This is a genomic window from Pseudomonas sp. THAF187a, from assembly GCF_009363395.1.
Lineage (GTDB): Bacteria > Pseudomonadota > Gammaproteobacteria > Pseudomonadales > Pseudomonadaceae > Aquipseudomonas > Aquipseudomonas khazarica.
In genome coordinates, this window is the sequence record NZ_CP045349.1 from 2,468,389 (window position 1) to 2,480,692 (window position 12,304).

General features: G+C 64.6%; 10 protein-coding genes. 1 reads left to right on the plus strand and 9 read right to left on the minus strand.

Annotated elements, in window-relative coordinates; all coding sequences use genetic code 11:
- The first annotated feature begins 196 nt into the window (after positions 1-196).
- A complete protein-coding gene (locus FIV02_RS11495) occupies positions 197-1,594 on the plus strand; it encodes a pectin acetylesterase-family hydrolase (RefSeq protein WP_152488663.1) in 1,398 nt (465 codons plus the stop codon).
- A gap of 43 nt (positions 1,595-1,637) precedes the next feature.
- Here FIV02_RS11495 and FIV02_RS11500 read toward each other — a convergent pair whose 3' ends face one another.
- The 9 genes from FIV02_RS11500 to FIV02_RS11540 all read right to left on the minus strand — a co-directional run bounded on the left by FIV02_RS11500 (position 1,638) and on the right by FIV02_RS11540 (position 12,303).
- Positions 1,638-2,294, minus strand: coding sequence for a hypothetical protein (locus FIV02_RS11500; protein WP_152488664.1), 657 nt, complete (start codon positions 2,292-2,294; stop codon positions 1,638-1,640).
- A 122-nt stretch (positions 2,295-2,416) separates the two neighbouring features.
- Positions 2,417-4,420 carry a PhoX family phosphatase gene (locus FIV02_RS11505; protein ID WP_152488665.1) on the minus strand — a complete coding sequence of 668 codons (2,004 nt, stop codon included), beginning with the start codon at positions 4,418-4,420 and terminating at the stop codon, positions 2,417-2,419.
- A gap of 225 nt (positions 4,421-4,645) precedes the next feature.
- Positions 4,646-6,241: an isocitrate lyase gene (locus FIV02_RS11510; RefSeq protein ID WP_152488666.1), complete on the minus strand. Its 1,596-nt coding sequence runs from the start codon at positions 6,239-6,241 to the stop codon at positions 4,646-4,648.
- 559 nt (positions 6,242-6,800) lie between these two features.
- Positions 6,801-7,610, minus strand: a complete 810-nt coding sequence (locus tag FIV02_RS11515) for a secretin N-terminal domain-containing protein (protein WP_152488667.1) — start codon at positions 7,608-7,610, stop codon at positions 6,801-6,803.
- The gene (locus FIV02_RS11520) at positions 7,607-8,248 is read right to left on the minus strand and encodes a hypothetical protein (RefSeq protein ID WP_037055887.1); all 642 of its coding nucleotides are present in this window, start codon (positions 8,246-8,248) and stop codon (positions 7,607-7,609) included. Before FIV02_RS11520 ends, FIV02_RS11515 begins: the two co-directional genes overlap by 4 nt.
- An 8-nt stretch (positions 8,249-8,256) precedes the next feature.
- Positions 8,257-8,682, minus strand: coding sequence for a GNAT family N-acetyltransferase (locus FIV02_RS11525; RefSeq protein WP_037055889.1), 426 nt, complete (start codon positions 8,680-8,682; stop codon positions 8,257-8,259).
- Positions 8,675-9,841 (minus strand): cupin domain-containing protein, encoded by a 1,167-nt coding sequence (locus FIV02_RS11530; protein ID WP_150609535.1) that lies wholly within the window; start codon positions 9,839-9,841, stop codon positions 8,675-8,677. Before FIV02_RS11530 ends, FIV02_RS11525 begins: the two co-directional genes overlap by 8 nt.
- Positions 9,842-9,919: 78 nt before the next feature.
- Positions 9,920-11,290 (minus strand): adenylosuccinate lyase, encoded by a 1,371-nt coding sequence (purB, locus tag FIV02_RS11535; protein WP_150609537.1) that lies wholly within the window; start codon positions 11,288-11,290, stop codon positions 9,920-9,922.
- Positions 11,291-11,439: 149 nt separating this feature from the next.
- Positions 11,440-12,303 (minus strand): DMT family transporter, encoded by an 864-nt coding sequence (locus FIV02_RS11540; RefSeq protein ID WP_152488668.1) that lies wholly within the window; start codon positions 12,301-12,303, stop codon positions 11,440-11,442.
- Between the last annotated feature and the right edge of the window lies 1 nt (position 12,304).

Consider the following 12,304-nt stretch of genomic DNA (forward strand, 5'->3'; position numbering starts at 1 on the left):
AAGCATAAGCCGCGATTATCACTAAACGATATGCCTTCCCGGGTGTTGCACCCGCAATCTTGTACTAGCGTGCATGAATCGCCGGAGCGCGATGCATCATTGATCGAGCAGTGCCCACCAACCGCTGGGTCTGCGCTGTTGCCCCTGCCTGGGTATGCCGACCCTTCGTACGAATAACAAGATGAGGGGTTTTGCCATGCCTGTCGCCCAGTCCCTGTCGCGTGTCGTTCCTGTCGTTCTGCTACTCGCCCTGAGTGCGCCTGCCAGCGCCGAGCAGGGCGACTACAGCTTCTGGCAGACCTTGAGCAATCTGGTCTCCCCACCTGGGGCCGACAATCCGGTCACGCCGGCGCAGCGCGTCGGGCCTTATCCGCTGCTGGCCAATCCGAGCGGCTTCAACAGTGGCTTCAATGCTGGCAACTACTACGGCTGGCAGACCATCCAGATGGCGCCGGAAACCGGCGCGGTGTGCGGCAATGGCTCGCCCTACAAGTTCTTCATCAACCGGGTGCCGAATACCCGCAACACCATCGTCTACCTGGAGGGTGGCGGTGCCTGCTGGGACTACGCCAGTTGCAGCGGGCAGGCCGGCATTCGCGGTGCGCGCAACCCCGACGGGATCGCCGACGACTACATGTCGCTGCTCAATCCGGGGGCGAGCCTGGTCAGCCCGTTCGTGGTGCGCCTGCATCCCTGGACGCGGGTGAAGACGCAGAACTGGAACATGGTCTACGTGCCGTACTGCACCGGTGACATCTATTCCGGCGACAAGGTGGCGGTGTATGACGACCCGCAGGGGCAGCAGCAGCCCCTGGTCTGGCATCACAACGGCCTGCGCAACATGCGCGCCGTGGTGGGGTGGCTCAAGGACAACCTGCCGCGCCCCACGCAGATGCTGACCACAGGGTGCAGCGCCGGCGGCGCCGGCAGCCTGACCAACTATGCCAACCTGCGCCAGGACATGGCGCCCAGTCGCGGCTACCTGATCAACGACTCCGGGCCGGTCTACACCGCCCTGGCGGGGGACAACCAGCGCTATCCGTCCTATCCGCTGCAAACCTTCATTCGTCAGGCCTGGGGCCTGGATGCCGAGCAGGGACCACTGCAGTACCTGCAGGCGCGCCTGCCCGGCTTCGACAGGAGCGACCTGGGCAGCCTCTACCCGGCGCTCTCGAGCAACCTGCCGGGTGATCGCATGGGCCATACGCACTTCTGGCAGGACCTGAACTACTCCGCCTATTCCTACGAGCGCTTCTATCCGGAGATCGTCAACGCGCCGGACCAGGCGACCAAGGAAGCGCTGATCAAGCAACGCTGGGCGACCGATACGTCGCGCCTGCGCAGCCAGCTGGCCAGCCTGGGGAATGTCGGGGGCTACTTCCCGCAGTTTCGCGACGTCAACGAAAGCCACTGCACCAGCATCATCGAGTTCGCCAATGCCGATATCCAGGAGCAGAACCTGCAACTGGACAATTTCGTCAGCAGCGTGCTCGACGGCAGCGGGCAAGTGCTGGAAGCATCGGAAAGCAGTGACGTGGCCGACCGCAACAAGCCGTTCAATCTGCTGTATTACCTGCTCGACCAACTGCTCTGAACGGGTGATCGGCTAGTGCTGCGGCGGCGCCTCTGCCGCGGCGCTAGCTGTCCGGGCGTTGTCGATAGTTGCGTTCGCGCGCCTCCTGCAGGCGCTGGCGCAGGTACTGATCGCGGGACAGACCGTCGGGAATGCTCTGCAGGGCCAGCACTTCCTCGACGATGCGCTTCTCCTCGGCCTTGTAGCGTGCGAAGTTCGGGTCGACCCGTTGCGCCTGCCTGGCCTCGCGCTCTGCACTGAGGGCCTGGTAACGCCTGATCAGGGCTTCGGCGCGGCGCTTCTGTTCCTGCTCGTCTGTGCTGACGGCCCTGATCAGGCCGATCTGCAGCAGCAAGGCTTCGCTCAGCGCCAGCTCGCCCCTGCGTTCCAGTGCGTCGACGCCTTCACTCAGTTGCTGCGCTTGCGCCTCGCGGCCGTCAGCGTCGAGTTCGCTGGCGTGCTCGATGAAACCCCGGTAACGCCGATGGAACTCCAGACGCCGTTCCTGCTGCTGAACTTCGGGTTTCGCCAGCAGTTGCAGCTGCTCCTCGCTGAGGTCGGCGGGGGGCGGCGCGGGGCTGCCTTGCGCGGCTTGCGCTGCGCGCGCCTGCACGGGCTGCGGGATGGCGGAGTGCGGGGTATCAGGACGCTGCCAGTACCAGGCGAGTGTCACGCTGCCCAATACGAGGCAGCTGCCGAGCAGCAGGGAAGAACGAGGCATGGGCGGTCCTTGCGCGAGTCGAGTGTGTTCCAGCTTAGAAGCCGCGACTGCGCCTTGCCTGTTCCATGCGTCGATTGCATGCACCGCCCCTCGCGCGGTGGCGCGAGAGGGGCGCGGCTGGGTCAGAGCAGCGGCTTGCCGTCGTCGCGGGTGACGATCACGGTGGCCGAGCGTGGGCGGCGACCGGCTCCGTCCGGCCAGGTACTGCGGAAGTTCGTCGAGGTCGAGCCTTCACCCGGGTGCTGGATGTTGACGAACAGCGTGCGGAAGTCCGGCGTGGCGGTGATGCCGGTGACCTCGCAGCCAACCGGGCCGACCAGGAAGCGCTTGACCTCGCCGGTGACGGGCTCGGCCACCAGCATCTGGTTGTTGCCGAACGGGCCGCTGGCCAGCTGGCTGCCGCTCATGTCGGTCTGGATCCACAGGCGACCGTCGTTATCGAACCAGAGGCCGTCCGGGCTGGCCAGGCGATTGTCGGCGGTCAGCGGCCTGCCGTTGGGGTCGAGGCTGTCGTCTTCCGGCCCGGCCAGCAGGAACAGGCTCCAGACGAACTCGCGGCCGGCATGGTCGCGGCTCTGCTCGCGCCAGCGGATGATGTGACCATAGGCGTTGGCCGGGCGCGGGTTGGCGGCGTCCACGACGGTGCGCGAGGTGTTGTTGGTCAGGGTGAAATAGATGTCGCCGTTCTGCGGGTTCATCGCCCCCCATTCCGGCCGGTCCATCTTGGTGGCGCCCACGATGTCGGCCGCCAGGCGGGTGTTGATCAGCACCTCGCCCTGGTCGGCGAAGCTGACCCCGGCAGCCCTGCAGGCCGCCTGGAAGGCCTTGTTGCGGATGTCCAGCGCCAACCATTCGCCCTTGCCATTGGCCTTGAAGCGCGCCACGTAGAGTGTGCCCTCGTCGAGCAGACTGCCGTTGCTGCGCCCCGGGATGTACTTGCCACGGCTGACGAACTTGTAGATGTACTCGTTCTGCGAGTCGTCGCCGGAGTAGCAGACCACCGGGCGCCCCGGCTTGGTCGGGGCGAACACCAGACCCTCGTGGGCGAAGCGGCCCAGGGCGGTGCGTTTGACCGGCGCGGCTTCGGGGGCGAAGGGATCGATCTCGACGATCCAGCCGAAGTGGTTGGGCTCGTTGCGGTAGTCGCCACTGGCGTTGGCGGCCAGGCGGGTGGCGTTGAAGCGCTGAAATTCGTCACCGGCCAGGTGATCCCAACCGTAGCGGCTGGCACTGCCGACCCCGTAGCGCGTCATTTCGCGCGGACGCTCGGCGTCGGCGCTGGCAAAGTAGCCGGCCCAGTTTTCCTCGCAGGTCAGGTAGGTGCCCCAGGGTGTGAAGCCGTTGGAGCAGTTGTTCAGCGTGCCGCGCGTGGCGGTGCCGTCCGGGCTGTAGCGGGTGCTGAGCAGGGCGTGGCCGCGCGCCGGGCCGCTGATCTGCATCGGTGTCGCGCCGGTGATGCGGCGATTGCGGGCACTGGGCAGTACCTCCCACTGGCCGCGGTTGCGACGAACTTCCACCACCGAAACCCCGTGGGCGTTGATTTCCTTGCGGACCTCGTCGGCGCTGCTGCGCTTGCCGTCGACCAGCGTCGGGCCGTTGGGGTGCAGTAGCGGGGCGTCGATGTACTCGTGGTTGAGGACCAGCAGGCCGTGGTCGCTCTTGTGGCCGCCACCGCGCTGACCATCGATGGGGAAGAAGTGCATGCCGTCGTGGTGCATGCCCACCTGATCGGCCTGATCGGCGGCGCTGTTGCCGGCATTGTCGAGGAATGCCGGGAAGCTGCCGCGAATGGGCGTGCCCCAGGGAATGAAGGGCGTGGCCTTGTAGCCGGCCGGTACGCTGATGGTATCGGCACGGCTGGCCGCCACCGCCGTGAACGGCAGTCGCTTGCCGCGCTTCTTCAGGCGTTCGAGCAAGTCCTTGAGCGGATTCCCGGCGGCTTCGGCACTGCCGGGCAGGGCGACGCCGAGGAAGCCCATGACGCCGAGTGCCGCACCGCCTGCAACCACCTGGCGGCGGCTCAGTCCGGCCTCGATCAGGGCATTGATATGGGGGTTGCTGGAGGCGTTGCTGAGGGGTTCATCGCCATTGCCGAATAGCACGTCTTGCTCTTGTTCGATACGCACGGTGGGCTCCTTGATTGGGCTGATCGACGGAGCTATGACGCTAATCAAGGAAAACGACGGAATCGTGACAGTGCCTGCGCACTGCCGCACAAATCTGCCAGAAGAGGGCGCTCATGCGCCTGCCCGGCAGGTTGAACGCAGGGGATAAAAAAAGCCCCGGCAGGGCCGGGGCGGATTAGGCAAAAGAACTGCTGCGGATGCGTGGTCCGCAGCAGAGAACCGTTCTTAGTGGAACTGGTTCATGGTGTTGTCTTTACCGCTTGCCTTCAGAGCAGCTTCGCCAGCGAAGTACTCCTTGTGGTTGTCGCCGATGTCGGAGCCAGCCATGTTCTGGTGCTTGACGCAGGCGATGCCCTGACGCAGCTCCTGACGCTGAACGCCTTTCACGTAGGCCAGCATGCCCTGGTCGGCGAAGTAGCCCTTGGCCAGGTTGTCGGTGGACAGCGCGGCGGTGTGGTAGGTCGGCAGGGTGATCAGGTGGTGGAAGATGCCGGCCTGAGCGGAACCATCGCGCTGGAAGGTGCGGATCTTCTCGTCGGCAACCTGAGCCAGTTCGGTCTCGTCGTACTCGACGCTCATCAGCTTGGCGCGGTCGTAGGCGGAAACATCCTTGCCTTCGGCGGCCATGGCGTCGAACACCTGCTGGCGGAAGTTCAGGGTCCAGTTGAAGGACGGGCTGTTGTTGTAAACCAGCTTGGCGTTCGGGATGACTTCGCGGATGCGGTCAACCATGCCCTTGATCTGGCCAACGTGCGGTTTCTCGGTTTCGATCCACAGCATGTCGGCGCCGTTCTGCAGGCTGGTGATGCAGTCCAGTACGCAGCGGTCTTCGCCAGTGCCCTTGCGGAACTGGAACAGGTTGGACGGCAGACGCTTCGGACGCAGCAGCTTGCCTTCGCGCTTGATCACGACATCACCGTTGCCCAGCTCGGCGTCGGAGATTTCGTCGCAGTCGAGGAAGGAGTTGTACAGGTCGCCCAGGTCGCCCGGCTCTTTGGTCACGGCGATCTGCTTGGTCAGGCCGGCACCCAGGGAGTCGGTACGAGCGACGATCACGCCGTTGTCGATACCCAGTTCGAGGAACGCGTAGCGAACGGCAGCGATCTTGGCGAGGAAGTCGGCGTGCGGAACGGTCACTTTGCCGTCCTGGTGGCCGCACTGCTTCTCGTCGGAAACCTGGTTCTCGATCTGGATGCAGCAGGCACCGGCTTCGATCATGCGCTTGGCCAGCAGGTAGGTGGCTTCCGGGTTACCGAAGCCAGCGTCGATGTCGGCGATGATCGGGACGATGTGGGTCTCGTGGTTGTCGATCTGCGCCTGGATCTCGGCAGCCTTGGCGTGGTCGCCAGCGTCACGGGCGGCGTCCAGGGCGGTGAACAGCAGGTCCAGCTCGCGGCTGTCAGCCTGGCGCAGGAAGGTGTACAGCTCTTCGATCAGGTCGGAGACGGCAGTCTTCTCGTGCATCGACTGGTCCGGCAGCGGGCCGAAGTCGGAACGCAGGGCCGCGACCATCCAGCCGGACAGGTACAGGTAGCGCTTGTTGGTGGTCTTCAGGTGCTTCTTGATCGAGATCAGCTTCTGCTGACCGATGAAGCCGTGCCAGCAGCCCAGGGACTGGGTGTAGACGGACGAATCGGCGTCGTACTCGGCCATGTCCTTGCGCATGATGTCAGCGGTGTACTGAGCGATTTCCAGACCGGTCTTGAAGCGGTTCTGAGCGCGCATACGGGCGACGGACTCTGGGTTGATAGCGCTCCAGCTGCTGCCGAATTTCTCTTTCAGAGCGGCTACAGCCTTGATGTCGTTTTGATATGCGGACATGGTCAATCCTTCAGAAAATGTGTTGGTTGAGCACCGACTACCCACTCAATGCGCGCACGGATGCAGCGGCTGCGGGAGGCTTCCACTTGAACGGCGAGAAAACGGCTGGGGCGAGGATGTACCGCGAGGAGGGGAGATGCAGCTAACAGTTCGGTGACGTCGCCAGTGCGGGTCGGCTCGTGGAAACCTTGGGCACCTGCTGGGCTTTCGATCTGTCTGACGCTAAACGCTTCCCCGTCCCTCAGGACAACTACGTTCCAGTCGCAACCTCGTCGTACGGCCTTGTGGGCTGTTGGGACACGGATCGTCGCGAAGTACTTCGCGGGCGATCTGGAGATCCTTTTCAGGACCCCTGGCTAGCGGGAGCGAGGCCATCATGCCTCTGGTGAAATGCTTCGTCAAACGTTTTGTAGTGGTTTTTTAAAACTACTACATATTCAGTAGATGACCGGTTGGTCATTGATGGCGGCCCATGGGGCGGGCGTTTCAGGCATTTCGCGGGCTGCGCGCACTGTCCATGCTACGCAGGGCGAAAGGGGCATGCGACTTTGGTCGGGGGTCAGTCGAGGGCTTCGACCTTGAGGCGCAGCGACATGTCTTCGCGGCCTTGCGTGGTGTGACGGCGCAGCACGTCGCGGCCGTCGGAGCTGGTTTCCTCGCTGACGCCACCCAGGGTGATCCACTCGCCGAGCCGACCGCTGACGCGGGTGTCGGTGCTCTGCACGTCGATCACGTTGGAGCGGTTGCTGCTGACGCGGTCACGCTGGCTGCTGATGGTCACGTGCACCAGTTCGCCGGACAGGCTGGCCGTCACGTAGAAGCCGCGCGTCACGTCGCGATACTGGGTGTCCTGATAGACCTGGCCGTAGGGGCCGGTGCTGGTGGTGGTCAGCGGCACGCTCTGGCCCACCTGGATCAATGCCGGATAGCCTTCGGTCGCCTGCACCTGCTGGGTGCCGCCACCACGGCTGTCGGTGCTGCGGCGGATGATGCGCACCTGGTCACGACCATTCACCTCGCCGCGCCCCACCTGGACCTCGGCGTTGCCGGCGCTGAGCGTGCCGTCGACGCGGTAGCCGCGATCGTTCTGGTAATTGCTGTCGCTGCTCTCCACGGTGATCAGCAGCCGGCGAGGCTGGGTGTCGAGCTGCTGCAGAAGCAGGCGAACTTCGCTGATCTTGCCCGGCGATGCGTTGACGATCAGTTGATTGCCATAGGCGCTGACCCGGCCTTCGTTGCCCAGCATCGACTGCACCACGCCGAGCACGTCGTCGGCGGTGCGGTAGTTCAGTGGGATCACTTCCGTCGCCGCATGCAGGGGCAGGCACAGACCAAGGAGCAGGGTGGCGAGCAGCGTGCGCAGGGTCATAGCAGAAAGCTCCGCAGGTCAGGATCGGTGATGCTGGTATCCCAGGCCTGATCGAACTGAGCCTGGCGCTGGCGCACGCGTGCCGGGTCGGCATACAGCGCGTAGCCGGCCTGCTGGTCGAGCTCGGGGCGCAGCAGCAGGCCTCTGTCGTCGGCGATCAGGTAGGCCAGTTCGTCACTGGGGTAATCGGGGTTGAGCTTGCGGATATGCAGATTGGACGACAGCCGCCGTGACAGGGTGAGCAGGCGGTGGCCATCCTTCACCGCGCGCGTCGGGTCGCGCAACAGGATGCGCAGGCGCGCACGCGGACTGGAGAGCAGGAAGCGGGTGCAGGCCTGCTGCACGCTGCTGTGGTGATACAGCCATGGCTCCAGGTCGTCGCTGTACAGGCACAGGCTGCGCTGCGCCTGCTGGATCAGCGCCAGGACGTGGGCGCGGGCCTCCTGTGGCTGGCTGAAGCGCTCCAGGCGTTCGTGCTGGCCGAGGATGAAGGGCGCCGGCTCCCACTGCGCGGCATCTGGCGTGACGGGCTCGGGATTGTGCACGGCAAAACGCCCCGGCGACTCGAATTCGATAGCCGCCAGCTCGCTGGGCGCTTGCGTATCGTCCGTATCGACCGGGGCGTCTTCGTTGTCCATCGCTTCCTCTACTGGCTGGTGCGCACCATGTCCACGTGCGGGATGCCGGCGTCGAGATATTCGTCGCTGACTATCCTGAAGCCTAGCCTTTCATAGAACGGCGTGGCATGCACCTGAGCGGTGAGCATTTGCTGACGCAGGCCGCGCTTTTCCGCCTCGGCGATCACCGCTTGCATCAGCGTCTCGCCCACCTTGAGGCCGCGCCAGTCCTTGAGCACCGAGACGCGGCCGATATGGCCGTCGGGCAGCAGGCGCGCCGTGCCGACCGCGTAGTCGCCTTCCTCGACGAGAAAATGCACGGCATCGGCGTCCTCGGCGTCCCACTCCAGTTCCGGCGGAACGGACTGTTCGGCGACGAAAACGGTGTCCCGAATCCGCCGCAGCTCGGCATTGTCCTTATGCCAGTCCGCCACGCGGACAGTGATCTCACTCATCGGCGAACCCCAGGCTTCCCTGTTTGACCAGTTCCCAGAGCAGGGTACGCCCTTCGTCGTCGGCCAGCCAGGCGCCAAGGTTCTCGACATGCAGCGCGTCGGCGCTACAGATCAGCTTCAGCAGTTCGCGCAGGCGAGCCGTGACCAGGCGGCTCTGGCCGCTGGCGAACAGTACCAGGTCTTCGCCAACTTCCGACCAGGCCATGCGTGCGCTGGGGTTGCGGATGATGATCGCGCCATCTTCCAGGGCGCCGAGGAAATCCTCTTCACCGATCTCGATGCCAGCGACCAGCTCCGGGTACTTGGGCTCGGTCATGAACTGGCCGAACCAGGTCATCAGCAGGCGCTCGTCACTCATGTGCTCGTTGAGCAGGGCCTTGAGGCGCTCCAGGGCGTCGCGCTGGATCTGGTGCGGATCTTCGCTCGGCTGGATGTCGGCGTCGCTGTAGCGCTCTTCGTCGGGCAGGAACTGGCCGAGGAAATCGGTGAAATGGGTCAGTACTTCGGCAGCGCTTGGCGCGCGGAAGCCCACGGAATAGGTCATGCAATCATCCTCGGCAATGCCGTTGTGGGCCAGGCACGGCGGCAGATAGAGCATATCGCCGGGCTCCAGCACCCACTCTTCAGTTGGTTCGAATTCGGCCAGGATCTTCAGATCGGCGTGGGGGAGCAGCGGGCTGTCGGAATCGCACATCTGGCCCACTTGCCAGCGGCGATGGCCATGGGCCTGCAGCAGGAATACGTCGTAGTTGTCGAAATGCGGGCCGACGCCGCCACCGGGGGCGGCGAAGCTGATCATCAGGTCGTCGATGCGCCACTTGGGCAGGAACTTGAAGTCCTCCAGCAGCTCGGCGACCTCGGGCACGAACTGGTCGACCGCCTGAATCAGCAGGGTCCAGTCGCGTTCCGGCAGGTCCTGGAAGGTGTCTTCGTTGAACGGGCCGCGCTGCAGTTCCCAGGGGCGCTCGCCATGCTCGATCACCAGGCGCGATTCGACTTCCTCTTCCAGCGCCAGCCCCGCCAGTTCGTCCGGGCTGATCGGACTCTCGAAATCGGGGATGGCCTGGCGCACCAGCAGCGGTTTCTTCTGCCAGTAGTCGCGCAGGAACTCGCGGGCTGTGAGGCCACCCAGCAATTGCAGCGGAGTATCAGGATTCATCGGTAAGCCCTTGAAATGGATAAAAACCTTTAAACAAAAACGCCCGGCTCAGCCGGGCGTCCTCGAGGCTGGTGTCGCTCAGATGCGCTTGGCCTGGGCCACGGCGTTACCGATGTAGCGCGCCGGGGTCAGTTGCTTGAGCTCTTCCTTGGCGGCGGTCGGCATGTCCAGGCCGTCGATGAAGGCCAGCAGGGCCTCGGGGCTGATGCCCTTGCCGCGGGTCAGCTCCTTGAGCTTCTCGTAGGGGTTCTCGATGGCGTAGCGGCGCATCACGGTCTGGATCGGCTCGGCGAGCACTTCCCAGCAGGCATCCAGGTCTTCAGCAATACGTTGAGCATTGAGCTCTAACTTGCTGATTCCCTTGAGGCTTGCTTCATAGGCGATGACGCTGTGGGCGAAACCGACGCCGAGGTTGCGCAGCACGGTGGAGTCGGTCAGGTCACGCTGCCAGCGGGAGATCGGCAGCTTGCTGGCCAGGTGCTGGAAGATCGCATTGGCGATGCCCAGGTTGCCTTCGGAGTTCTCGAAGTCGATCGGGTTGACCTTGTGCGGCATGGTCGAGGAGCCGATCTCGCCCGCGATGGTCTTCTGCTTGAAGTAGCCGAGGGAGATGTAGCCCCACACGTCGCGATCGAAGTCGATCAGGATGGTGTTGAAGCGGGCAATGGCGTCGAACAGTTCGGCGATGTAGTCGTGCGGCTCGATCTGGGTGGTGTAGGGGTTCCAGGTCAGGCCCAGGTCACCTTCGATGAACTGGCGGGCGTTGGCTTCCCAGTCGATGCTCGGGTAGGCCGACAGGTGCGCGTTGTAGTTGCCCACGGCGCCGTTGATCTTGCCCAGCAGTGGCACGGCGGCGACTTGTGCGATCTGCCGCTCGAGGCGGTAGACGACGTTGGCCAGTTCCTTGCCCAGGGTGGTCGGCGAGGCCGGCTGGCCGTGGGTGCGCGACAGCATCGGCACGTCGGCGAACTTCACCGACAGCTCGCGAATGGCGCCGGCCAGCTGCTTCATCAGCGGCAGCAGCACGTCGTCGCGACCTTCACGCAACATCAGCGCGTGGGACAGGTTGTTGATGTCCTCGCTGGTGCAGGCGAAGTGGATGAACTCGCTGACCTTGTCCAGTTCCGGCAGCTTGGCGGCCTGCTCCTTGAGCAGGTATTCCACGGCCTTGACGTCGTGGTTGGTGGTGCGTTCGATTTCCTTCACACGCTCCGCGTGCTCGACGGCGAAGTTTTCCGCCAGCTCGTTGAGCAGGGCGTTGGCTTCGGCGGAGAAGGGCGCCACTTCCGGAATGCCTTCGTGCGCGGCGAGGCGCTGCAGCCAGCGCACTTCGACCAGTACGCGGCTACGGATCAGGCCGTATTCGCTGAAGATGGGGCGCAGGGCGCTGGTTTTGCCGGCATAGCGGCCGTCGACGGGGGAAACCGCGGTGAGCGAGGAAAGCTGCATGTGGGCGTTCTCGGGCTGTCGGGCTGATCAGTCGTCCGGGTGCCGCGTTGCGTCGGGCCTGTTTGGGTGAAACGGGCCTTGGCTCGTGCGCCAGGACGACCTCTGAAGAAAAGGGCGCATATCATACATGAAAACCAACGCTTCGCCGCCTATGCGCTGCGTCTGGCGACCGATAGCAGGCTGGCGGCGAAAATCAGCGCCGCGCCGAGCAGCGACAGGGTGTCCGGCGTCTCGTCCCAGAGCAGCCAGGCGATGATGCCGCCGAAGACGATGGCCAGGTAGGCGAAGGGGCCGATCAGTCCTGGCGGCGCGAGGCCGTAGGCGCGGGACATGATGATCTGGCTGGCGGTGGCCAGCAGGCCGATGCCGACGAGCCAGCCCAGTTGGGTGGCGTCCAGCGGCTGCCAGCTCCAGGTCAGCGGAATGGCGGAAAACAGTGCGCTGAACAGCGAGAAGTAGAAAACGATGCGGGTGGCCGGCTCGCTGTCGCTCATTTCACGGATGGAAACGAAGGCGAAGGCTGCCAGCAGGCTGGCGGCCAGGCCGATCAGGGCGGCCCCCTCGAACAGCGAGGCACTGGGCTTGGCCACCAGCAGCACGCCGCACAGGCCGACGAGGCTGCTGACCAGCATGCGCCTGGTCAGTGGCTCCTTCAGCCAGAGATGGGCGATCAGCGGGGTGAAGACCGGTGCCGAGTAGGTGAACAGCATGGCGTCAGCCAGGGGCAGGTGGGCGATGGCGTAGAAGAAGCAGTACATCGCCGCCAGGCCGTAGGTGGTGCGCCACAGGTGGGACTTGAGGCGAGTGGTGCGCATCGGCGCGACGCCGCGGACCAGGACCAGGGGCAGGAAGAACAGCACGCCGACCAGGTTGCGGAAGAACACCACCGACTCGTTGTTGACGCTGACGGATATCTCGCGAATGCCGACGCCGGTAAAGGCGAACAACAGGGCCGAGAGCGCCAGCAGCAGGGCACCCTGGAGGGGTTTGACGCTGCGGCTGGCTGGGCTCATG

Coding starts and splice junctions, on each gene's coding strand:
- FIV02_RS11520 (WP_037055887.1), bottom strand. CDS start 8,248: ATGGACAACGAAGACGCCCCGGTCGATACGGACGATACGCAAGCGCCC.
- FIV02_RS11510 (WP_152488666.1), bottom strand. CDS start 6,241: ATGTCCGCATATCAAAACGACATCAAGGCTGTAGCCGCTCTGAAAGAG.
- FIV02_RS11500 (WP_152488664.1), bottom strand. CDS start 2,294: ATGCCTCGTTCTTCCCTGCTGCTCGGCAGCTGCCTCGTATTGGGCAGC.
- FIV02_RS11495 (WP_152488663.1), top strand. CDS start 197: ATGCCTGTCGCCCAGTCCCTGTCGCGTGTCGTTCCTGTCGTTCTGCTA.
- purB (WP_150609537.1), bottom strand. CDS start 11,290: ATGCAGCTTTCCTCGCTCACCGCGGTTTCCCCCGTCGACGGCCGCTAT.
- FIV02_RS11540 (WP_152488668.1), bottom strand. CDS start 12,303: ATGAGCCCAGCCAGCCGCAGCGTCAAACCCCTCCAGGGTGCCCTGCTG.
- FIV02_RS11530 (WP_150609535.1), bottom strand. CDS start 9,841: ATGAATCCTGATACTCCGCTGCAATTGCTGGGTGGCCTCACAGCCCGC.
- FIV02_RS11515 (WP_152488667.1), bottom strand. CDS start 7,610: ATGACCCTGCGCACGCTGCTCGCCACCCTGCTCCTTGGTCTGTGCCTG.
- FIV02_RS11525 (WP_037055889.1), bottom strand. CDS start 8,682: ATGAGTGAGATCACTGTCCGCGTGGCGGACTGGCATAAGGACAATGCC.